This window comes from Chloroflexus sp. MS-G, from assembly GCF_000735195.1.
In the GTDB taxonomy this organism is placed as follows: Bacteria; Chloroflexota; Chloroflexia; order Chloroflexales; family Chloroflexaceae; genus Chloroflexus.
In genome coordinates, this window is sequence record NZ_JPIM01000046.1 from 1 (window position 1) to 23410 (window position 23410).

At 52.4% G+C, this 23410-nt stretch carries 22 protein-coding genes and 1 riboswitch; of the genes, 15 read left to right on the top strand and 7 right to left on the bottom strand.

Features of this window, described 5'->3' with window-relative positions; all coding sequences use genetic code 11:
• Positions 1-42 precede the first annotated feature (42 nt).
• The 5 genes from JE47_RS0110015 (at position 43) to JE47_RS0110035 (ending at position 6416) form a co-directional block, all read left to right on the top strand.
• Complete coding sequence (locus JE47_RS0110015; protein WP_031459621.1) at positions 43-975, top strand: prohibitin family protein; 933 nt, start codon at positions 43-45, stop codon at positions 973-975.
• A gap of 686 nt (positions 976-1661) precedes the next feature.
• Positions 1662-1804: riboswitch (cobalamin riboswitch) on the top strand.
• A gap of 265 nt (positions 1805-2069) precedes the next feature.
• Positions 2070-3359, top strand: a complete 1290-nt coding sequence (locus tag JE47_RS0110020) for an ABC transporter substrate-binding protein (RefSeq protein WP_031459622.1) — start codon at positions 2070-2072, stop codon at positions 3357-3359.
• 417 nt (positions 3360-3776) lie between these two features.
• Complete coding sequence (locus JE47_RS0110025; protein WP_411278402.1) at positions 3777-4799, top strand: iron chelate uptake ABC transporter family permease subunit; 1023 nt, start codon at positions 3777-3779, stop codon at positions 4797-4799.
• Positions 4796-5827 (top strand): ABC transporter ATP-binding protein, encoded by a 1032-nt coding sequence (locus JE47_RS0110030; RefSeq protein ID WP_031459624.1) that lies wholly within the window; start codon positions 4796-4798, stop codon positions 5825-5827. The genes JE47_RS0110025 and JE47_RS0110030 overlap by 4 nt, the downstream gene beginning before the upstream one ends.
• A 16-nt stretch (positions 5828-5843) precedes the next feature.
• Complete coding sequence (locus tag JE47_RS0110035) at positions 5844-6416, top strand: DUF7676 family protein (protein WP_031459625.1); 573 nt, start codon at positions 5844-5846, stop codon at positions 6414-6416.
• A 245-nt stretch (positions 6417-6661) separates the two neighbouring features.
• Here the strand turns inward: JE47_RS0110035 and JE47_RS0110040 are convergent, their stop codons facing one another.
• The 5 genes from JE47_RS0110040 to JE47_RS0110060 form a co-directional block, all read right to left on the bottom strand.
• Positions 6662-7069 carry a hypothetical protein gene (locus tag JE47_RS0110040; RefSeq protein WP_031459626.1) on the bottom strand — a complete coding sequence of 136 codons (408 nt, stop codon included), beginning with the start codon at positions 7067-7069 and terminating at the stop codon, positions 6662-6664.
• A gap of 230 nt (positions 7070-7299) precedes the next feature.
• Complete coding sequence (locus JE47_RS0110045) at positions 7300-8403, bottom strand: ABC transporter ATP-binding protein (protein ID WP_051871123.1); 1104 nt, start codon at positions 8401-8403, stop codon at positions 7300-7302.
• A 25-nt stretch (positions 8404-8428) separates the two neighbouring features.
• Entirely contained in the window at positions 8429-10102 is a 1674-nt protein-coding gene (locus JE47_RS0110050) for an ABC transporter permease (protein WP_051871124.1), read from the bottom strand.
• A gap of 107 nt (positions 10103-10209) precedes the next feature.
• Positions 10210-11208, bottom strand: coding sequence for a Fe(3+) ABC transporter substrate-binding protein (locus JE47_RS0110055; protein ID WP_236631195.1), 999 nt, complete (start codon positions 11206-11208; stop codon positions 10210-10212).
• A gap of 328 nt (positions 11209-11536) precedes the next feature.
• Positions 11537-12349, bottom strand: a complete 813-nt coding sequence (locus tag JE47_RS0110060) for a YwiC-like family protein (RefSeq protein WP_081910017.1) — start codon at positions 12347-12349, stop codon at positions 11537-11539.
• A gap of 1147 nt (positions 12350-13496) precedes the next feature.
• Between JE47_RS0110060 and lysS the strand changes: the two genes are divergently transcribed.
• The 8 genes from lysS to argC all read left to right on the top strand — a co-directional run bounded on the left by lysS (position 13497) and on the right by argC (position 19925).
• Positions 13497-14624: a homocitrate synthase gene (gene lysS / locus JE47_RS0110065; RefSeq protein WP_031459631.1), complete on the top strand. Its 1128-nt coding sequence runs from the start codon at positions 13497-13499 to the stop codon at positions 14622-14624.
• A 21-nt stretch (positions 14625-14645) separates the two neighbouring features.
• On the top strand, positions 14646-15896 hold the full coding sequence (locus tag JE47_RS0110070) for a 3-isopropylmalate dehydratase large subunit (protein WP_031459632.1): 1251 nt from the start codon (positions 14646-14648) through the stop codon (positions 15894-15896).
• Between the two features lie 17 nt (positions 15897-15913).
• Entirely contained in the window at positions 15914-16417 is a 504-nt protein-coding gene (locus tag JE47_RS0110075; RefSeq protein ID WP_031459633.1) for a LeuD/DmdB family oxidoreductase small subunit, read from the top strand.
• Entirely contained in the window at positions 16414-17412 is a 999-nt protein-coding gene (locus JE47_RS0110080) for an isocitrate/isopropylmalate dehydrogenase family protein (RefSeq protein WP_031459634.1), read from the top strand. Before JE47_RS0110075 ends, JE47_RS0110080 begins: the two co-directional genes overlap by 4 nt.
• Positions 17413-17426: 14 nt before the next feature.
• Entirely contained in the window at positions 17427-17594 is a 168-nt protein-coding gene (lysW, locus tag JE47_RS0110085; RefSeq protein ID WP_031459635.1) for a lysine biosynthesis protein LysW, read from the top strand.
• 23 nt (positions 17595-17617) lie between these two features.
• Positions 17618-17785: a lysine biosynthesis protein LysW gene (gene lysW / locus JE47_RS0110090; protein WP_028459068.1), complete on the top strand. Its 168-nt coding sequence runs from the start codon at positions 17618-17620 to the stop codon at positions 17783-17785.
• 62 nt (positions 17786-17847) lie between these two features.
• Positions 17848-18696: a lysine biosynthesis protein LysX gene (gene lysX, locus JE47_RS0110095; protein WP_031459636.1), complete on the top strand. Its 849-nt coding sequence runs from the start codon at positions 17848-17850 to the stop codon at positions 18694-18696.
• A 194-nt stretch (positions 18697-18890) separates the two neighbouring features.
• Positions 18891-19925: an N-acetyl-gamma-glutamyl-phosphate reductase gene (gene argC, locus JE47_RS0110100; protein WP_031459637.1), complete on the top strand. Its 1035-nt coding sequence runs from the start codon at positions 18891-18893 to the stop codon at positions 19923-19925.
• Positions 19926-20021: 96 nt separating this feature from the next.
• Here the strand turns inward: argC and JE47_RS0110105 are convergent, their stop codons facing one another.
• The gene (locus JE47_RS0110105) at positions 20022-20288 is read right to left on the bottom strand and encodes a hypothetical protein (RefSeq protein ID WP_031459638.1); all 267 of its coding nucleotides are present in this window, start codon (positions 20286-20288) and stop codon (positions 20022-20024) included.
• Positions 20289-20659: 371 nt separating this feature from the next.
• Between JE47_RS0110105 and trxA the strand changes: the two genes are divergently transcribed.
• Together trxA and JE47_RS20500 are read left to right on the top strand one after the other, a co-directional pair.
• Positions 20660-21436 carry a thioredoxin gene (trxA, locus tag JE47_RS22475; protein WP_031459639.1) on the top strand — a complete coding sequence of 259 codons (777 nt, stop codon included), beginning with the start codon at positions 20660-20662 and terminating at the stop codon, positions 21434-21436.
• 427 nt (positions 21437-21863) lie between these two features.
• A complete protein-coding gene (locus tag JE47_RS20500; protein ID WP_051871125.1) occupies positions 21864-22298 on the top strand; it encodes a DUF3592 domain-containing protein in 435 nt (144 codons plus the stop codon).
• Between the two features lie 103 nt (positions 22299-22401).
• Here JE47_RS20500 and JE47_RS0110120 read toward each other — a convergent pair whose 3' ends face one another.
• The gene (locus tag JE47_RS0110120) at positions 22402-23385 is read right to left on the bottom strand and encodes an SPFH domain-containing protein (RefSeq protein ID WP_031459641.1); all 984 of its coding nucleotides are present in this window, start codon (positions 23383-23385) and stop codon (positions 22402-22404) included.
• Positions 23386-23410: the final 25 nt, after the last annotated feature.

The window sequence follows — 23410 nt, forward strand, 5'->3', positions numbered from 1 at the left end:
TGTACAGGGTGAGACACTTGTTGAAATAGAAAGTGCAGAACGATGAACCAAAGACGTCAATCTTTTCCTACGCCGACCATGAGCGGATGGTCAATGTCAGCAATATTCTCCATCATTATCCTGGGGATGGTCGCAGTCTTTATTGTGATCAATTCGGTAACGACCATTGAAGCCGGTACCAGAGGTGTACTGAAGACATTCGGCGAAATTACCGGTGTGCTCAACGAAGGGCTTCACTTTCGCCCACCGTTTATTACCTCCGTCACCATCGTGGAAGTACGCACCCAGCGCTATGAGTCCAATTCAAGCGCAGCTTCACGTGACCTGCAAACCGTAACCACCCAGGTGGTCATCAACTACCGGCCTGACGCCAGCCAGGTTGATCGACTGGTACGCGAGATCGGTGTAGACTACGAACGCCGCGTGGTTGATCCCGCCATTCAGGAGGCGCTCAAAGCAGCAACAGCACGCTTTACGGCTGAAGAACTGATCACCCGTCGTCCTGAAGTGTCAGATTTGATCCTAAACATTTTGAGTGAACGCCTAACACCCCGTGGGGTCATCGTTGAAAGTGTCTCGATCACCGACTTCAATTTCAGTCCTGAGTTTGCCCGTGCTATCGAAGCGAAGCAGGTTGCCGAGCAAGACGCACTACGGGCCGCACGCGAGCTTGAACGGGCGCGGATCGAGGCCCAACAGCAAGTCGCTCGTGCTGAAGCTGAGGCAAAGGCTCGCCTCGAAATTGCTCGCGCTGAAGCCGAATCGCTCCGCCTGCTCGGTGAAGTCGTTTCTCCGCAATTGCTCCAATTGCGCTTTATCGAACGCTGGGATGGTGTCTTGCCGCGCTTGGTAAGTGGCGATAATGGCCTGTTGACCATGCTGAGCATTCCAAGCGACGGTATGCTAGGTGATACACCGGCGGCAACCAGACCACGCGATGGTGAGCCGGTGACCGGAACTGCAGGTGGTGAGTAGAGTTGAAGACCGTTTCGTTGGAATGGGTAAATACGGCTGCACTTTGTCATCGATCTGGTGCAATCCCACCTTGAGATGGAGAGGTACGGTATCTCGTGCCTCTCCCTAGTAGTGACACTGCGTGCGGTACATCGTTGTTGAGACGACGGATTCTGCAACACAGAGACACGGAAAATACAGAGATGAATGAAACACCAATGATGAGCCGTCATCGCTCACTGTCACGATTTCCAAATGAGAACGTCTCACACGTGTGCAGAATGACTTACCCCGATAATGGCCATCGGTTCTGAAAAACACGCTGACCAGGGCCTTTCAAGGTCTTCATCTTTTGGTATCACGAGAGCCACTTCGCTGTAACCGAATGGGGAGACATGCACGATGCATGTCATCCATGCGCGAGACGATCCCCGACTCGCGCGATTGCCCTTGGAGCGCGGGCCTCCGGCCTGCATCCTCCGGCGTGAAGCTGAAATCCGTCGTTTATCCCATCAACAAGCCATCAGGAGCGGGTTCCAATCCCACCTCACCCTCCCCCTTCCGCTCCCACAAAGGGAGCGGAAGGGGGTTGGGGAGAAGGTGAGGGGTGTTAGGCGCACGTCGCCGCACAACGTTGAAAACCCCTACACGCTGACAGGGAACAGTTGCAAAATCGTGTCAGTTGTGCTAGTATATGGGCAATATTGACAAGCTTATATCGTCGCGGTGACCCGTAGGCCCGGATGCCAGGGCGTAAAGGTGGAAGCTGGTGCAAGTCCAGCGCTGTGCCGCAACTGTAACCGGTTCTAATACCGGAAGCCAGGATGCCTGCCGCGATGCGATGATGTTCGGCCCTTCTCGAGCTAAGGAGGAGAACATGCCTGCCGTAGTTTACCCCACTGAACGGGCAGTGTTTATATCCCCAGCTCTCGGAAGAGACTGGGGATGTTTTGTTGATGGTTATCATCAACAGCACCATCTGCCCACTACGCCAATTTCCGACAAACAATAGTGACTATTCGTTGAGCAGATCGCTCGTTCCCAGTACCCGATAGCATTTTCTGCTAGCGGCGAAGGATCTCTTGCATTATTTTTTGCATTTTTGGAGGAAAACTATGTATCGTTTAGCACATTACATGCTTTCGTTTTTCTTCGTCATCTTCTTTATTGGGTGTGGAAATCAGACTGCGACCAGACCTGTGCCAACCGCTGTTCCAACAACGGCATTAGGAGCTATAGGTACACCAATCCCGACTGCTGTACCTACGGCTACTCCAGACATGCTCACACCACCGCTTACCAACCTTACCGATGAGTGTGTTACTGAGTTCGATCCGGAAGTCGATTACTTCCCAGAGAAAGTTACTCTGGAAGAGGCAACTGGTTGGAAGATTGAGTATTTCAACCATTACAAGATCATCACTGTGCTCAATCCGTGGCGCGACGCTGATGTTCAATTCCGGTATGTCCTGCTTCAGTGCGGCACTCCGCCACCTGATCTAAAAGATAATACGCTACTGATCGAAATTCCGGTACAGCGTGTGGTGGCAATGTCAACCACACAACTGCCCCATCTCGACGAACTTGGCCTGCTTGATAGGTTAGTCGGTGTCGATAGCTTCCTGTACATCAACAACGAGACCGTGCGTCAGAAGATCGCTGCCGGAGAGCTGGTGGAAATCGGGAGTGGAGGCCAGGTGAATGTTGAACAAGCTCTCGATCTCAATCCCGATCTGATCATGACGTATGGGGTTGGTAATCCTGAGTTCGACGCCCATCCTAAGTTACTCGAGGCTGGTCTAAAGGTTGTCTTGAACAGCGAATACATGGAAAGCACACCGCTCGGTCGCGCTGAATGGATTAAATTCACCGCAGCATTCTTCAACCAGGAAATGGCAGCCAATAAAGCCTACGCCGCTATCGCTAACCGCTATCGCGAGATAGCCGCTAAAGCCCGCGAAGTAGCCAACAAACCTACTGTCTTTGCTAATGCTCCGTTTCGGGGAACATGGTATATGCCCGGTGGTAAAAGCTATGTGGCCCAACTTCTAGCCGATGCCGGTGCAACCTACCTCTGGGCTGACGATACATCGAGCGGAAGTCAACCACTGAGCTTTGAAGAGGTTTTTGAACGCGCCCAGAATGCCGATTTCTGGCTGAACCCTGGTAGTGCGAAGAGTTTGAGCGAATTGCAGCAAATAGACGAACGCTTTTCGCAGTTTACCGCCTTTCAGAAAGGCAACGTCTTCAACAACAACAAGCGATTGAACGAGAACGGCGGCAATGATTATTGGGAAACCGGTGTTACTAACCCTCATCTCATTCTGGCCGACTTGATCAAGATATTGCACCCAGAATTACTACCTGATCACGAACTCTTCTTTTACCAACAGCTTGCACCATAGAGGACGGTATGACTAAACCCCATATGAACCCATATTCTCGCCATATCTTTATCTGTACTGGACACTATTGCGATCCAGACGGCAAAGCAGCACAATTGTACTCACAATTAGCCCACCTGCTTGGGCCGTTAGGGGATTACCAGAATCCGAACAGAGTCAAGCGGGGCACGACGCCGTGTCTTGGTGTCTGCTCCGCCGGTCCTATTGTCGTGGTATACCCTGAAGGCATCTGGTACCACCACGTTGACCAAGTAGTAATTAGACGAATTATTCATGAACATCTGATACATAATAGCCCTGTGGAAGAATATATTTTTCATCGGTTAAAACGATAACTTCAATCAGTACGAAAATTGTATGGGGAAAATATTCGCTACCACAAACAAATCATCTGTACATTTACACCAACACCTACAGATGGTTATCCTCATCGTCATGTCTGGTATTACTCTAGTGAGTTTCTTATTAAGCCTCAGTGCAGGATCAGTACCCATTCCATTGGAACAGGTTCTAACAATCCTCTTCCACAAGGAAGCTGAACGAGCGACGTGGGTAACGATCATATACGACTTTCGCATACCTAAAGCACTCACCGCGGCGCTAGCCGGAGCCGCACTCGGCGTGAGCGGCCTACAAATGCAAACCCTCTTCCGCAACCCGCTAGCCGATCCATTTATTCTTGGCATCAGTTCAGGGGCCAGCCTTGGGGTTGCCATCGTTGTGTTAAGCGTTGGTACTGCCAACACAAGTTTGTTGGCTGTTACCGGACTGTTGAGTAATATTAGCCTGGTAGTCGCCGCCAGTTTCGGTGCCGGTATCGTGATGATTCTTGTTATCTTTATAGCTCAACAAGTGCGGAGCAGCATTACTCTTCTTATCTTAGGGCTTATGATCAGTTATGTTACCAGTGCTGTGGTAAGTCTGCTGTTGTACTTTAGTATTGCCGAGCGCATTCATGCATACATTGCCTGGAGCTTTGGCAATTTCGGTGGTGTAACCTGGAGTCAACTGTGGGTTCTAGGGCCAACCATCGGTATTGGGTTGTTCTTGGCTTTCCTTCTGACCAAAGCTCTTAATGCGTTACTGCTCGGTGAGACATACGCACGCAGTATGGGTATGAACATCCAAATGACTAGAAGTGGGATTGTCCTGAGCAGTGCCGTACTTGCTGGAGCAGTAACCGCCTTTTGTGGTCCAATAGCTTTTCTTGGGGTTGCGGTGCCTCACCTCTGTCGAGCACTGCTGCGAACGTCAGATCATAATGTGCTGATCCCGGCATGTATATGGGTTGGAGCAACGACAGCCCTTGTCGGCGATCTGATAGCTCAAGCACCAGGGTTTAGTATTGTCCTCCCCTTAAATGCCATTACATCGCTCGTTGGGGCGCCTATTGTCATCTGGGTTATCCTCCAGCGGTATCGGGGAACCTTTAGCTTATGAACGAACCAGTTTTAACCACTGAGAACTTGCGCATTGGTTACTCTGGCAGAGGCGGGGTACGGCGTATCATTGCCGATCACCTCAATTTAACGCTTCGTAGCGGTGAAGTTGTTTGCTTAATGGGACCAAACGGCGTCGGTAAATCAACCCTCCTACGAACCCTGATCGGTATGCAACCGCCATTAGCCGGACGAGTGTTCCTTGATAAGACTGATCTGGCGACGCTCAAACCGCGTGAGATTGCTCGCCGGATTAGTGTTGTTCTCACCGAACGCATTGAGGTTGGTCAGCTTTCGGTGTACAACCTAGTTGCCCTTGGGCGCTATCCATACACGAATTGGTTTGGGCGATTAACACCTCACGATGAAGCAATCGTGCAAACGGCAATTGCAGCGACTCAGGCAGAACACCTCGCTAGACGCTATATCCACGAATTGAGTGACGGTGAACGGCAACGAGTCATGGTAGCACGTGCCCTGGCTCAAGAGCCGCAGGTTATGGTGCTCGATGAACCAACCGCTTTCCTCGATCTGTCACACCGGGTAGCGATGATGCAACTCCTACGCAGACTGGCCCACGACACGCAACGAGCCGTCATTCTTTCAACCCACGATCTTGATCTCGCTTTACGTAGTGCCGATATAGTATGGTTGATGACAACTGATGGTACGGTATATTCCGGTGCACCAGAAGATCTTGTGTTGAGCGGAGCATTTGAAAAGGCTTTCGCCAATTGCGAGATTACCTTTGATCGCTATCACGGCCAATTTCGCTTTCACTATTCTTCAGTGCATCGGGCAACACTTCTTGGTGAAGGTCTTATTCGCAAATGGACATCTCATGCGCTTGAACGAATCGGATATCTGACTAGTTCAACAGATAATCCGACAGCGCTACGTATTACCATTAGTGGCACTGAACAACAACCTTGCTGGCATATCCAGGCGAAAGGACATCCCGAACGATGTGTGTATTCACTTCACGATCTCGTGACACTGGTACGCGAAATGTCGCCGAGTGGCAACTGACAGGAGGTTATTTTTTATGACAACACCATCCTCTTATATCGTTGAAGAACCAGGGAATGGGACACTCGAAATCTTTCCACTCGAACCAGAAGAGTCAGTACTTACCACGCTGATGACCGAACTGTTTCGTGATCATTGGGACAAGATATATTTTGGTCCACTTATTCAGGGTTCAGTATTCGAGATCAAAGTTACTCAGCCACCACAGCGAATTGGTATGCTCGATGGGTACCTGACCGTTGATTTCGGAGTCTGGCACTTTCATCTGTGCATCGGTGAGCATAAAGGCAGCAAGCAGAAACCTGTCGATCCGGAACTTGCCCGCCATCGGCGAACAGGACGAGCTGAATTTTACCGTCGGCTAAACCCTGATGGAACGGTAGGCAGTTGGGGATTACGGCTATTCAATGGTAAGGGTGAGAACCAGATTTATATCTTCTTCCCCAATCCATTTCTCACCGACGACATGAAGTTCCGCAAGGAGCCTGACTGGTCACGACTGGCATTGTGGGATGATTTACGTCAGCGATATTTAGGACTACCACCCGATCCAAAAGACCGCAGTGGGAAGACGATGTACCATGACTAAGCGCAGGGTTAAGAGCACCTGAAAGACGTTCCTTTTCGCCGTCATTGCGCATCTCTGGCTTTCGTGCCGATGTAAGCAAAGTGGAATCTTGCTGAGCTGTTGCCTGACTATACGCCTTGGCGTGTACTGCCCACAGCCTTAGGTGGCGATCATCTTTACCCAACCTTCTTCGCCCACAAAGTGGAAGAGCAGGAAAAACACCACATAGACATCCTCATCATCTCTTCATTCCGCCAACGAAGACCTCAATTCCGCCATTCAGGACGTGGCAGAACACAAGTCACCGGACGACTCGATTCTAGGGTATGACTCAGCGGCGTTAACGGTTCAGGGCCAAAAAGTTTCAAACGGGCTGCAGCGTGCCAGAGAAGAGCAGCCAGATCGTACAGATCACTTTGGCTCAAATGCACACCTATCTCGCGGTACCAGAGCTGCAATGAGCCATCAAGCCGCCGGACAATGCAAAATGGTTCGCTCCGCGCCTCTTCGAAGTCTGGCTTCCAACACTGAATCAGCGCGAGCAGAGGGAGCAGCTCGGCTGGATGCAGAAAGAGCGCCGCCCGTGCCCAATAGAGATGGATTGTTCCATGCTCGCACTGAGCGATGATGCGGTTGGCGCTATCGCGAGCCAGGATAGTCAACTTATGACACATCGTCTTCTCCTTCCAATTGTCTAGCTTAAACAGAGATTAGGCCGACAGCATTACTTGTTGGTTGAATCGCTATATCTTGCCGCAATCATAGTTCACACTCCGGTAAGCATTCCCGCTTTTGCAAAAATCCCGTACCATCCGACCAATACACTACACTGCGGTCGGCTGCGCAATAGAGAAATGAAGATAAGTTTTATGACTTGCGAAAAGATTTAAATTGCTGCTTTCGGTCAATAAACAAAATGATGATCAGCTATTCTCGAACCTTTAGCGGACATGGATCGGTTGTTCGGAAAACAAACCAGATCGTGACCTGGCCGTAACTCAACCCGTACTCGCGTACCAGGTGCATAGACAGACGTATGCGGCATCAGGCTGTAGACAGTATGGCCTGACGGTAAAGCGATCTGATACATACAGTGCATCCCTTGAAAACCAGCACGAACGATATACGCCGTACCTTCCTCGTCTGGATACACCGACAGATCATCGGGACGAACCAGGATATTCACTTCAGAACCCGGAGCAAGCGAGAGACGTTGCGATAAAAAGCCAAGCTCGGTTTCCAATCCAGCAGACGTTACGTGACCCGAAATAAATGCCGTATAGCCGAAAAACTCGGCAACGAAGTAGGTCGCAGGCTGGTGAAAAACTTGCTCAGGTGTACCTACCTGCTCGATCTGACCCTGGTTCATAACAGCCACTCGGTCGCCCAGCAGGAGAGCCTCTTCCTGATCGTGGGTAACGAAGAAGGTCGTAATGTTGATGCCTTTCAGCAGACGCTGGATATGTTCGCGCATTGTTGTGCGTAACCCAGCATCCAGGTTTGAAAAAGGCTCATCGAGCAGCAGGATATCGGGTCGCGGTGCCAGCGCACGGGCCAAAGCCACCCGCTGTCGTTCACCACCAGACAACTCATGAGGGTAGCGGTCTGCCAGATGAGCAAGTTGTACCATATCAAGCATTTCGTACACACGCTGTCTGACATCTGCTTTAGACCAGCGGTGAAGGCCAAAAGCTACATTTTTGGCAATCGTCATGTGTGGGAAGAGTGCATAATCCTGGAATACCAGTCCCACGCGACGTTTTTCTGGTGGCACGAAGACGCCGTTCCCACTTACAATCCGGTTCTGTATCGTAATGCTTCCTTCGTCTTGCACGTCTAAACCCGCAACCAGACGAAGCAGCGTCGTCTTGCCACAACCACTCGGCCCGACAATGACAAGGAATTCACCCTGTGACACCTCTAAAGAGATGTCGTTCACCGCTACAATGCTGCCATACCGGCGGGTGACATGGTGTAATTGAAGTCCGGGTTCGGTGCTACGAAGCATCGGAATATCTCCTCTAGCCAAATCTCTAGTGTGCCCTGAAGCGCAGGGTTGCCGACCGAATAAGAATTCCCACCACCAGCAAGTCTGTAACAACAATCGTTAACGCCGGTAAAGCCGCTTCGCCCCACAAAGACTCAGCGACATTCTGCCATATCCAGAGAGCCAGTGTATCGTATCCAAAAGGCCGCAGCAGCAGGGTGATGGGAAGTTCCTTCATTACATCAACAAAGACGAGTACCGCACCGGTCAACATACCTGTCCGGATAAGGGGCAGATGAATGCGAAACAATACGCGCACCGGACTAGCGCCCAACGTGCGTGCCGCTGCTTCAATACTGGGTGAGACTTTCTCTAGACTGGCCTCGACGCTAGAATAAGCGACGGCCATAAAGCGAACGACATACGCATAGATGAGACCGGTTATCGAGCCTGTAAAAATTAATCCTGGGAGAACTCCCCACCATTGATACGTAAGATCGTTCAACGTGTGGTCTAGCCAGGCCAGGGGGATAAGAACGCCCAACCCGATTACTGCACCAGGAATAGCATAACCAAGCATTGCACCACGTGCAGCCAGGCGGGTGATTGGAGAGCGGCTCAGGTGGACACCGTATGCCAACAACACTGCCGCTAACACGGAGATAGCGGCGCCGGTTCCAGCCAACATGAGCGTAGCGCGTGCATGCCGCCAGTAAACGGCCAGCAAACCTTCGGGCATTCGCTGCTGCAACTCGTAAACGCTCCACAGTATTAACTGCGAAATAGGGAGCAAGAATGCAGTTGCCAACACGAAGAAGCATAGCAGCGTTGCCATCAGAGCACGCCAACCTGTTAACGGAACTTTCACAAGACCGTGGCCGCGTGAACCCTCTTGAACATATCGGGCACGCCCACGAGTCAGGCGTTCGAGAAGCAATGCTGCGAAGGCGAATAACAGCAGTACTGCGGCTGATTGCAGTGCCGCATCCCGATCCATCATGCCGTGCCAGATCCGAAAAATACCATCACTCAAGGTAGGGAAATTCAGAAAGCGCACTGTTCCCACATCGGTCAGCGCTTCCATTAACACCAGTGAAAGCCCGGCAACCAACGATGGTCTTGCCATCGGAAGGACAACCCGGAAAAAGGCTTGCAGACGGGTGGCGCCAAGTGTACGAGCAACCTCAAACGTTCCCAATGCATGTTCATGAAATGCCGCACGAGTGAGCAAGTAAACGTATGGATAGAGAGTCAGGCTCATCACAAATACGGCACCGCCGCCCGATCGAATAGATGGAAACCATTCACTACTTCCGAACCAGTCACGCAGAGTTTTTTGCACCGGGCCAGTATAGTCGAATGTCGCCATGAAAACAAACGCCAGCACATACGAAGGCACCGCCATTGGCAACATTAATGCCCAGTCAAACAATCGTTGACCGGGAAAGCGGTACGCAGTTACCAACCAGGCAAGACCGGTTCCCAACAGCACTGTACCAGTCCCCACCCCAACGAGGAGGATCACGGTGTTGGTCAGAAATTCTGCCAGCCGCGTCGCCCAGAGATGTTGCCATACATCAGGCGCCGGTAACAGAAGCATCCGCAGGATGATCGCGATAGGCAAAAGTGCCAGACCGGCAATCAATAACGCGATGATACTCCAACGATCTATGGAAGGGAAAGACCAACTTGTTGCCAGCTGTTTTTGTCTGATCAGCATAATAAAGATACACCTACGACCGTACTATACCTGAGAGTCAACGGGAGAGCCGGTGTACCGTCACTCCCGTTGATTCGCGAGGAAACGTCTACCGGATATTGACCAACTTACTGATAACCAGCCTCGTTCATAAGTTTGACTGCATCAGCCTGCAAACTTCCGATCTCACTTATCTGAACAGTGTCACGCTTGAACTCACCCCAGCTCTTGATAAGTTCGTGCGGTGTCACAGCAGGGTTAGCCGGATACTCGAAATTACTATCAGCAAACAGCCGCTGACCGCGCTCGGTGCTTAACCACTCGAGCAAACGAATCGCATTCTCTGGATGACGAGCATACGTTGTTACCCCAGCGCCGCTTGCATTCACATGCACGCCCCGATCATCCTGATTAGCCCAAAGGAGCTTCACCGGGAAGTTAGCGTCCTTATCGAGGAGACGGGCGAGATAATAATGGTTGACCACACCAACATCACACCCTCCTGCCGCAATTGCCTCGAGAATTTTCGTGTCGCTGTCAATGTATTCTTTGCTATTCTTCGCCCAACCTGACACAATTTCCTTCGCCTTATCGTAGCCATGGTGGACGATCAGGCTGGCCACGAGCGACTGGGTATACGACTTGGTAGAAGGACGCCAGCAGATGCGACCTGCCCATTTTGGATCGGCTAGCGATTCGTAGGTAGAGATTTCTGCCGGATTGACTCGATCGGGATGGTAGGCGATAGTTCGTATTCGCAAGGAGAGAGCATACCATTGGTTGCTTGGATCCTGCAAGTAATCAGGGATATTGCTCTCTAGCACGTCTGAATTAATCGGGCGTAAGAGACCCTCTTGCCCAGCCAACCAGAGATTTGCCGCATCAACAGTGAACAGCACATCAGCAGGGGTGAAACGTCCCTCGGCCTTCAAACGCTCACGTAGCTCTGCATCGCTACCAAACGTAAATCGGACTTCAATGCCTGTTTCCTTCGTAAATTCGGCAAATGCCGTTTCCATCTGACCATAATGACGGGCAGAGTATACGTAGACAATTGGCTCCTCCACCGGAACTTCAACCGTCTCGCGCACAACAACCGTTTCCCGAACTGGAACTTCTTGAGTCACAACAACAGTCTCGCGGACAGTCTGTGTTGCGCTCTGGTTTGTACAGGCTCCCAGAGAGAGCAAAAGAAGCATCACACCGATAAAGGTAAGTCCGACTGTTTTCCTTCGTATGGAGAGCATGTGTTTCCTCCCTACTTATAAGAACCTCATTGACGAGGTTAGCATACACTAATAAATCAAGTTTGTCAACTAAATACCTATAAAAATAAAACCGACATCCCCCAGTAACCGACGGTATCCTGTATTGGTTCCTTGTCAGCGTCTTGTGCTTTTAATCATCACTACAGAAGAGTCAGCGGAGGGGAAGCATCGCTACAACTGATTGTTATCACACGCCAAACCTGATCCCAGTCACCGTCACCAGGCTTACGACCAACTCTTGCACACCAACCAGTGGTGTTGGTGTGGCAAGACTATGCGGCAACAGTCCTAACCAGCACCGCACCATCAAGAAAGCAAAAACGAGTGGAACTAGCCAGCTTACCCAACCCCTCAGCAAAAACCCGATCACGACAACGAGCATCACACCATGGAGCAGAAGTGGCAATGTCCGTTGAGCTGGTTTGTTGCGCGCCAGTCGTAACCGAACGCGCACGTAAATGATTGCAGCAACCGTTTGCATTGCCAGCAGCAACCAGATGAAGAGTGCTGGCAATAGCGACCAACCGGCAGCCATGACAATAGCTGACACTAAAGCACTCATTGCGACCGAACCACACACTTCGGCAGCCAACTTACGGCTTTGTTTTCGCAGATCGTAATACAATAGACCGATGGCAAAAGGGATCGCCAGGACAATTGGTTGCCAGAAGGGAGCTATCGCCTGCCAGAAGGCCATCACACTCGCAACGAGGGCAATCACACTGTAGCCGAGCAAAAATCGCTCTGCCCATGCCGTTCTCAGGTAACGCTTGCCCTGCCGATAGTCACTCACGACGAGCTTGAGCGGTTGACGAACAAGAAAGATACCCAGTGCAGCAAGACTCAACCAGAACCCGGCCGGTGATGGGGCTAACCACAATCCCAACAGTATCGGTGCACCTAACATCCCCCAGCCGCCGTGTTCAACCGGTAAAGCAACGAGCCGCAGACGTACCGATGCTGATGGCGCCGCAGTAGTATTGTTGTGAGGCATACGCATAAGATACCTGCGTCAATCGTGATCTATCGTGTGCCGCGTGAACATAGTAAGCGTATCCCACTTCGGTGTGTGCTAGCAGGTTTAGCGCCTATCCAGAATACCCTATCGCAGAAGAAGATCGGGTTGGGGCACAGCGGCGCTGTGCCCGTGCATGTATCAGGTTTCATCCGCCGTACTGTGAGACGATTATTCAAGTTATGAGAAGAATGCTTCCGAACAATCAGGTTTAACATACGACTTGACGAAAACAGACCGTGACACGGTAAGGAACCGAAACATTAGATTATCGATGGCGTCACTACAAACAGGCTAACGCTGTGCGTAAGTATATGCTAATATAAAAATTTGTCAACATAAATCTTTCTAAATTCAGAAGTGTATTCATACTATTTCGTTATGAAAGACATCGCCGCGGCGCTATGAACATCTGTTTGAAAAACCATTTTTATCCCTTCCCGGCTGTGTTGACACCAAGAGATGGCGAGTCGTGCCGATCATAGCCATCACTGCAGGGTACGAGCGGGTTCCGATTGCTACGCACCACGCAACCTGAGCTGGCTACGCACACGGCTGGGAAAACTGCAAGAATCGTTGTGAGGGTATGAAAGACACTCTATCAAAAACTGAGAGCGTGACCAGAAACTCGTGGTTTTGATCAGGCGCTCAGCAGGCTGGTGCCACCCTCACCTTCCTCCTAGCCCCTCTGTCTCTCACACGAGGCGAGGAAGGGGGGGACGTGGGATGACTGATGTTGGCCCCTCTCACGCAATGGTTGCGCGGGCACGGTATGTTCCCAATTCCGGGTTTTTGCTCAGGCTCTGAGGACATTGAACAGCCATCTCTTCGACATACCACACTTGACACAACCCCCGACTCCTGGTATAGTCGTAGCGCTATGAGTGACGTAACCTTTTTCACCAAGCAGAGCAAGCGTGCAAAAAAGCCGGACGAAAGGTCTGGTTAGCTACGCTTGTCTGCTGTGCGTAAGAGACAAGACCCGGCTCACCAGACCAACGGTGCGCCGGGTCAATGGTTTGTATGGAGGGAACTATGAAACGGTACGTAACTGTCAGCCCAGTCGCTTACACGCCACGCTATTGCCGACCAGAACTCTTTGGCTCATGTCAAGTGAGAGAGGTGCTCCGCTATGTCACTGCCTGAGCGCTTATTTTTCGTTGATACGACTTTGCGCGAAGGCGAGCAATTCGCCAGCGCTCGTTTTACCTCAGCCCAACGCCTGGCTATCGCCGAAATGCTTGATGCCTTTGGCGTCGAGTATATTGAACTCACTTCCCCCGCTGCATCACCACAAAGTGCTCGCGATCTGGCAACCATTGCCCGACACGGCTTTCGTGCCCGTATCCTCACTCATATCCGCTGTCATATGGCCGATGCCCGGCTAGCCGTTGAACACGGTGCGCAGGGCGCGAACCTGCTGTTTGCCACATCTGAACCATTACGCAAAGTCAGCCACGGTCGTAGCCTGAGCGAGATTCTGGCTGAAGCTGAACAAGTGATTACCTACCTCCGCGATCACGATGTCGAGGTGCGCTTTTCGTGTGAAGATAGCTTTCGCACCGACCTCGCTGACCTGATCCGTATTTACCGCGCAGTCGAAACAATGGGTGTACAACGTATTGGTCTCGCCGATACGGTAGGGATTGCCACCCCGCGTCAGGTCTACGATGTCGTTCGTGCGGTGCGCGCTGAAGTGACATGCGACATCGAGTTTCACGGTCATAACGATAGTGGTTGCGCCATTGCCAATACCTTTACAGCGTATGAAGCCGGTGCTACGCATCTCGATGTCACCGTGCTCGGTATCGGTGAGCGTAACGGGATCGCCAGTTTGAGCGGCATGATTGCCCGGATCGCAAGCATCGATCCGGCCCGTGTCCAACGATACCGCCTCGATCTCCTGCCCAAAATCGACGAGACGGTAGCGACGATGCTCGGCATCGAGATTCCGTTTAATCAGTGCATTACCAGCCCCACTGCGTTCCACCATAAGGCCGGTATGCACACCAAAGCCGTGCTGGCCGATCCGCGTAGCTATGAAGTGCTCGATCCAAATCTATTTGGTCGCCAACGCACGATTGCGATTGCCCATCGGTTGGTGGGCTGGCATGCAGTAGCTGAACGTGCCCGCGAATTAGGGATTACGCTCAGTGAAGCACAGGCGCGTGCTGCTGCGGCCCGTATCAAGGCACTTGGTGATGAACACGACCTCGATGGCGCGATGATCGATGAGATTCTGTACAGCTACGCCGAGTAAACGTAAACGGAGGATACATATATGCCAACAATGAGTGAGCAGATTTTAAGCCGTGTCGCCGGAAGACCGGTACGTGCTGGCGATGTGGTGACGGCAAATGTCGATCTGGTGATGGTTCACGATAGTCTTGCCCCGGGGATCATTCGCATCTTGCACAATGAATTGGGAGCCGACCGGGTATGGGACGCTCAACGGGTAGCTGTTGTGATCGACCACGTTGCCCCGGCGGCCAGTGTCCAGACAGCCGAGAAGCAGCAAGAGGTGCGACGCTGGGTTCGTGCTCAGGGTATTCCGAACCTGTTTGATGTCGGTCGCGGCATTTCGCATCCAGTGTTAGTGGAAGAGGGCCTGGCTCAACCAGGGATGCTCATTTTGGGTAGTGACAGTCACAGTACTGCCTACGGTTGTATCGGCGCATTCGGTACTGGTATGGGCAGTACCGATATTGCCCTGGCGCTTGCGACCGGTAAGACCTGGCTACGAGTTCCTGAAACAATTGTAGTGCGCGCTCACGGAACGTTTGGCTTTGGAGTCGGCCCCAAAGACCTGGCGCTCCGCGCTGCCCGTATTTTACGTGCCGACGGCGCAACCTACGCTGCAATTGAGTGGCACGGTGTCGAGCATCTAAGTGTGATGGAGCGTATGACGTTGGCGACTCTTTCAATTGAAATGGGCGCGAAAGCAGGTATCGTACCACCAACCGGATTGTCTGTAACCGGCCCACTTGTCCCGACAGTCGATGCCGACGCTCAGTATCAAAAGGTGGTCGATATCGATCTGAGCCAACTCGAGCCACAGATTTCGGCCCCACATTATGTTGATAACGTTGTCGATCTGAGCGATCTGGGGCAGGTAGCCGTTGATGTCGTCTATCTTGGCACCTGCACCAACGGTCACTATGAAGACATGGCTGTTGCTGCCCAGATTTTAGCCGGACGTCGGCTGGCCCCTGGAGTGCGGATGATTGTCGTCCCGGCCAGTGCCCAGGCATTACAACGTGCCGCGTCTGACGGCACCCTTGCCACGCTGCTGGCGGCAGGGGCAACCATCGGAACACCGGGATGCGGTGCGTGTATCGGTCGCCACATGGGTGTGCTAGCTCCCGGTGAGGTGTGTGTCTTTACAGGTAATCGCAACTTCCGGGGGCGAATGGGTAGCCCTGAAGCGCAGATTTATCTGGCATCACCGGCAGTAGCTGCTGCGACTGCACTTACCGGTTATCTGACCGATCCGCGCACGGTGATGGATAGGAATCCGGTTGTAGCTCATTAAAGAAAGAGAGGCATCCAATGGCTCGTGTCTGGCTTTTTGGCTCCGATGTAAATACCGACCAGATTGTTCCCGGTCGCTATGCGCCGTATATGCTCAAAGACGAGAGTGAATTGCGTCGGTATCCGTTTATCGAACATCGCCCCGATTTTGCTCCCAATGTACGCCCTGGTGATATTATCGTCGCCGGAAAAAATTTCGGTTGCGGTAGCTCGCGCGAATACGCACCTTTGGCCCTCCGTATGGTCGGCATTGGCGCGATTATCGCCCCGCTCTTTGCGCGCATTTTCTTCCGCAACGCGCTGAATCTCGGCATTCCTTGTTTTACCGCCGATTTAACCGGCGAACTCGCCGATGGTGATGAGGTCGAACTCGATCTGGAGCAAGGTCACATCACAACGGCTGATGGGAGAGTGATCCATTTGCCGCCACCACCACTCTTTCTGCGTGAAGTCTGGGCGGCTGGCGGCATTGTCCCCTTCTACCGTCAGTATGGTCGCTTCCCCGGAGAGGTCGTGCAATGAACATCTGCGTCATTCCTGGTGATGGGATCGGCCCGGAAGTGATGGCCGTTGCAACAGATGCTCTGCGGCGGTTAGCCCCCGACCTGACGCTCGTTGAAGCCGAAGCCGGATGGGGTGTTTTTCAGCGCACCGGAACGGCACTCCCTGAGACCACGCTCGCGATAGCCCGTGAGGCAACGGCAATCCTCTTTGGCGCCGTCGCTTCACCTAGCTATCCGGTACCTGGTTACCGCAGTCCCATCGTCGAATTACGTCGCACCCTCGATCTCTACGCGAATATCCGACCTACCACTGGCCCAGGGGTTGATCTGGTCATCGTGCGCGAAAATACCGAAGACCTGTACAGTGGCCGGGAACGACTCGAAGACGACGGCAATACCGCTATCGCTGAACGAGTCATTACCCGCAATGCATCGGCCCGTATTGTTCGTACCGCCTGCGAACTGGCCCGCACACGCCAGACGACCGGTCATCCCGGCAAAGTGACTATCGTCCATAAAGCCAATGTGCTGCGAGTCAGTGATGGTCTGTTCCGCACCGTAGCGTTTGAGATCGCTGCCGACTACCCTGAACTGAGCTTTGAAGAACGACTGGTTGATGTGGCAGCGATGCAACTGGCAGCCCAACCACAACGCTTTGATGTCATCGTCACCACAAACCTGTTTGGCGATATTCTGTCGGATATTGCCTGCATTCACGGCGGTGGTTTGGGTGTTGCCGCCAGCAGCAACCTTGGTCAAGATCGGGCACTCTTTGAACCGGTACACGGTGCAGCACCCGACATTGCCGGACGTGGAATTGCCAATCCAACCGCAGCTCTCAACTGTGTGGTGATGTTGCTCGATTGGCTCAATCGGCCACAAGCTGCCGATCACCTGCGGCGAGCGATCGCTGCCGTGGCTACCGCAGGAATTTGTACCCCTGATGTTGGTGGTGAGGCTACCACCCGTGAAGTTGCTGATGCCATTCTTGAACAGTTGACGATCCAACCCTGAAAGGAGAACTTGCAATGCACGCCGAATGTCCTGAATGTGTCGCACTTATCACCCTGCCGGCCAATACCCTCGAAAGTGAGATCATCACCTGCCCTGATTGCGGCGCGGAACTGGAAGTCGTCAGCCTTAATCCACCGACCCTCGCCCTGGCGCCAGAGGTCGAAGAGGATTGGGGCGAATAAGCACAAAAGTAAGGAGCAACGCAATGCACGCCGAATGTCCTGAATGTGGCGCACAGATCACTCTGCCCGATGGCACGCTTGCAAACGAAATCATTGCCTGTCCTGATTGCGGCGCCGAATTGGAAGTGGTGAGTCTCAACCCACCGACTCTCGTCCTGGCGCCAGAGGTCGAAGAGGATTGGGGTGAGTAGAGCCAACAGATGGAGCGGAGCTGCAACTATCGGCTCCGCCCGTTTCAAGGGAGAAACCAACTATGCGCATTGCCGTCCTTTGTTCGCGTATTCGCGCTGAAGAGAAACTCCTCTTCCAGGAGCTTGAGCGTCGTGGTCTCGATTATGTCAAAATTGACGACCGCGAGCAGGTTTTTGACCTGCACACAACCACCTATCCGTTTGACGTCATTCTCGAACGGTGTATCCAGCATAGTCGTGCACTCTATATGCTCAAAATCTTCAACGATGCTGGGATACCGACTGTTAATACCTACCACGTTGCCCTCACCTGTGGCGACAAATTTCTCACTACGCAGGCCCTTATTCACGCCGGTGTACCCACACCACGCTGTTTGCTAGCCTTTACGCCAGAAAGTGCGCTGGAAGCAATTGAACAGCTCGGATACCCGGTGGTGCTCAAACCGGTTATTGGCTCGTGGGGGCGAATGGTGAGTAAAATCAACGACCGGGATGCGGCTGAAGCAATCTTAGAGCACCGTGATGTCCTGGGGAACTATCAGCACTCTATCTTCTACATTCAACAGTACATCAACAAACCAGGGCGTGACATTCGCAGTTTCGTGATAGGCGATGAATGTATTGCGGCGATCTACCGTACCAGTCCACACTGGATCACGAACACAGCGCGCGGTGGGGTTGCGACAAACTGTCCGGTCACCCCTGAGCTGGCCGATCTCAGTGTACGCGCTGCGCATGCCGTTGGAGGTGGTGTGGTCGCTATTGATATTCTGGAAACACCTGAAGGGGAATTACTGGTAAACGAAGTGAATTACACGATGGAGTTTCGGAATAGCATCGACACGACCGGCGTTGATATTCCGGCCCACATTATCGATTATGTCCTGGAAGTTGGGCGTGGTCGTGGGTAGATGAGCGATTGTTCTCCGGCCACACTCAAGCCATCGTACTGGTAGGGGCGGGTTTCCAGCCCGCCCAGACATCACAAGATGTATTTTGGAGAAAGGCTGTAAAATCTTGTCGGCACAGGCAGGGACGGGTGCTAAACGTATCCCCGCCAGCTAGCATATCTTAAACGTCTCTCTTTTTTCTTACGAGGCAAGCAATGACACTGCGCGTAAGCATTGTAGGCGCGAGCGGTTATGTAGGCGGTGAACTCCTGCGTCTCTTGCTCGATCATCCTCATGTCTCAATCCTCCAGGCCACGAGTGCCCGAAATGCAGGACGTTATCTGTATCAGGTACACCCAAACCTACGTGGACGTACTAACCTTCAGTTTGTTCACCCCGATCAACTGCAACCGTGCGATCTGCTTTTCTTAGCCCTTCCCCACGGCGAAGCCGCCCAGTCAATAGAACGATACGCCAGCCTGGCTGAACGAATCATTGATTGTTCGGCAGACTTTCGCCTACGTGATCCGGCGGTCTACCAGCAATGGTACGGGAGTGCACATCCGGCACCAGAGTGGCTTGAGCGCTTCGTCTACGGACTCCCTGAAATTAATCGGGCAGCGTTAACCGGCGCAAGGTACGCCAGTGGTGTCGGCTGTAACGCCACTGCCACTAATCTCGCCCTGTTACCCCTTGTTCAGGCCAATCTCATCGATCTGCATCGGCCAATTATCGCCGATGTCAAAGTTGGCTCATCAGAGGGCGGTGCCACTGTAAGCGAATCCAGCCATCACCCAGAACGGTCTGGCGCTGTACGTTCCTTCGCGCCGGTCGGTCATCGTCATCAGGCCGAAATCGAACAGGTAACCGGGTTGCGCAATGTGCATCTATCAATCACTGCCATTGAACTGGTTCGTGGTGCGCTAGCGACCGTGCACGTCTTTGCCAACCGCGATCTGAGCGAGAAGGATCTCTGGCAAGCCTACCGAGCCTTTGCGCGCGAACAACCGTTCATCCGCATCGTGAAAGAGCGACAAGGCATTTATCGCTACCCTGAACCAAAAATTGTGGCCGGGACCAATTATGCTGACATTGGCTTCGCCTACGAACCAGCGTCACGTCGGATCGTCAGCATCTGTGCAATTGATAACTTGATGAAGGGAGCGGCAGGGAGTGCCGTACAGTGCATGAACCTGATGTGTGGATTTGCCGAGACAACAGCTCTGACGTTTACCGGTTTACATCCGTAGGTCGAGCAGCAGCACCAGATCAGACCTGATTCATCACTCGACCGCAGACTGTTATGCTGATGTGGGGGTAGATGCCAGGTCTGCCCCCACTATGCTCTATTCGTGTTCGGTTAACTGCTGATCGGCAAGCTCAGCCTGCAACGATTGAATAGCAATCAGCAGATGGCGCTCGCGATCAGCCAGTGTAGCGGCCATTGCCCGAGCTGCCGAAAGTTGTGCAGCGCGGGCCAATGCAGTAGCCCCTGCCGGAACAGATTCGTTTTCCAGGCGTGTCACCGACTGCCGTGCCCGTTCCAGACTCGCACGGAGATTGTCCAGACGTGCCGTTAGAACTTCGATGCGCTGACGAAAGTAGGTTTGCATTGAATCTCTCCACACATTTTCGCCGGGCGCAACAAAAAGCGCCGCAGCAACAATGACCAGAGCGGCCTCGTCGCCGCGACTTCTGCGTCTAGTATAGCGTGTTTGCAAGATTTTTGCAAATAGTTTGCATCTTGATTGCACTGAAAGGTTTACAAAGGGAAATGGCACGGATCACCCATCATATCGGTGGTGTAACAGCGGCAGATACAGAGATTGCCGCCAACGTGTGTTATCGCAGGCAAGAGCCTGATTGTTCAGCAACTCTCTCCAAGCGGTTCTGACATGACATTAATAAATCTTTAATGACCAGTATTATCCATACAGCGTACATTCAACATAGCAACATATTGGACTTACTAGCGAGGGTAACTATGGTCTTTTCAACTCCAATCCGAACTAGCGAACAGAGCATCGACCGCGTGCTAAGGGCCGGCTTACCCGTACTCCTGATCTTCGAGCGCCGGAACTGTCCGACCTGCCAGCAGCTCGACCCAACACTCGAACGACTAGCCCAACGCTTCGCCGGAAAGGCATTGCTCGCACGGATCGATGCTGATGATAATCCGCGATTAGTACAGAAATACAACATTACCGATTTGCCGGGTCTGGTCTTTATCAGCAACGGCGCAACGGTAGCGCAGACACATGGTGTAGTGTCTGAATCCGCATTGCAGACGTGGTTACAGTATCTGAGTGATGGTGGATCGCAGCCGCCATTACCGAAAGGGCCGAGTGTACCACTTCAATCATCAGCGGCTACAGCAAATGGTACAACTCATTCCAAACCATCGACGCACGGCTCAACGGCTGAGCGACATCAACAGGTTGGACCGGTGATGCTCAGTGATGCCACTTTCGATCAGATCGTTGGGCAGAGCAAGCAACCGGTGTTAGTCGATTTCTGGGCACCGTGGTGCGGGCCATGCCGTGCAGTTGCCCCGGCAGTCGAGCGACTGGCGCACGAGTTTGCCGGACGCGCTGTGGTCGCCAAGCTCAATGTAGACGAAAACCCATATACGGCACAGCGGTTTGGCATTACCGGTATCCCGGCGCTGTACATTTTCAAGGATGGGCGAGTTGTTGAACGTTTAGTGGGCGCTCAGCCATATCAGGTCTTGTATCAGGCGCTGGCCCGGCATGCGATGTGAGATTGGGAGAGAAGAGAGCGGGGAAGGTTGCAAACCTCCCCGCCATAGGATGCTGATGTAGCCCGAAACTAGGAGTGGCCTCTGATCGTTTCGACGACGCATAAACGTTACTGCAATCCTCCCAAGATTACGCTCGCGTAGCAAACCAGATCGCCCACGGATGGAATGACGAAATTGCTGTGAGTAAAACCCGTATCGGTATGGCAGCAATACTCTACTGTGATAGCAAGGCGACCGGATCAGTGGCCTACGCCAACAATGACAGATCAGGTCGAGGGAAATATCGTCTTATCCGTATTTGAAGTGACTCTTGATCATCGCAACCTGAAAAAGGAGAGATCGGGTATCCTTATAGAAGCAAACAACGATCCGTTCTAACAATTCTTTGTCTCTTGATCAACAAAATATCGCGAATACGGAGTGCATAATGAAACCTTTTCTGGCTGGATTGTTCTTGCTCGCCATCGGCATATTCCTGTCGGCACTAGGATGGCAAGCGTATGCCAATATCACCCAAACACTGAAAACGATGATCCCGACGAGCGGCAAAGTGGTTGACATGAACCCTCGCATTATCAACACCAACAGCGGCGACAAAACCTTCTACTATCCCATTGTGGAATTTCAGACTGCTGCTGGCGAGACCATTCGATTCGAGAACGAACAGGGAGGCAACCCTCCGGCATACCAGATAGGCGATCAGGTAGATGTCAGGTATAATCCACAGCGTCCACAAGTGGCAATGGTTACTTCGTGGGAAATCTGGTTGCCGACAGCACTATTTGGTTTCGCTGGCGGACTACTCATCTTGATCGGTGGTCTCATCTTCGTCACGACAGTCGCATCATTACTCAAACAGTAAGGATACTCTAACCAGGAGCCGTAAAACAGCATACGAGGAGGTCAGACTATTTGCGTGACCTCCTCAACCAGGAACAAACCGTTTGTTGTCTTTGTGTCAAACCCTACGGCGTTTCCGACGGCGCCGGCTGTGTCGGTTGTGCCGGTTTCGGTTGCGGAACAACCAATGCCTGACCATCGGCAGCCTGATTATTGAGCAAAATGGTCAAATTGGTATTGGGGTCAATAAACCAGATATTCCCCTTGCTCATCATCTCGACCAGTAATTCACGTTTGCGCAGCTCAAACAGCTCGGGATTTTCGCGCCAGTAGCGACCCTCAATCGCTCGTATCTGAGCTTCGCGGTTAGCCGCCTCAAGCGCAGCCGCTGTAATACCCCGCTCGCGCGTGAGCGCGACTAGCGCTTCTTGCTCGGCCTGGAACAGATTATTCGCCTGCTGGGCCTCAATTTGCTGCCGTCGCTTCTGTTCAGTCTCAATCTGTACTTCGAGATTGGCCTTTTCGGCCAGCAACTGCGCATACGTCTCACCAACCTTAATATCGAGCACCTTCACCGCCTCAATCGTAATGTAAAGCTGATCGACCGGCGCTCGCTGCCCATCACCAGGAGAAGTGGTGAGAAAGCGACGTATCCGTTCAGCGAACGCGCCCCGGTCAGAGAGTGCTTCATCGAGAGTAAACTGGGTACTGGCACTCTTGAGTGCATCGTTAATGAACCCATCGAGGAATTCGTTCAACTGCTGGTCACTGACACCAATTTCAGCATACGCCGCTCTGAGTGCATCTTCGTTAGGTAAACGCCGAAAATCAACCTGAATGTCAATGTCGTACAACTGCTTATCACTACTGGCGACATTCTGTGAAATCTGACGGGTTTGCCGACGAATATTTACGAGCTGTATCTCGGTGAAAGGCGCAAACGGACGGAAGATCGGTCCTGGCCCATGGACAGCGACAATCCGACCCTGCACCAATTCAATCGCAGCCTGGCCTTCGTCGACCTGTACGTACTTCATTGTGCTCAGACCGACGCCGACAATGATCAGCAACAAAATGAACCCACTCACAAATGTCAAACGCGAATTCATAGCTCCTCCTCTTGGCATACGTTGA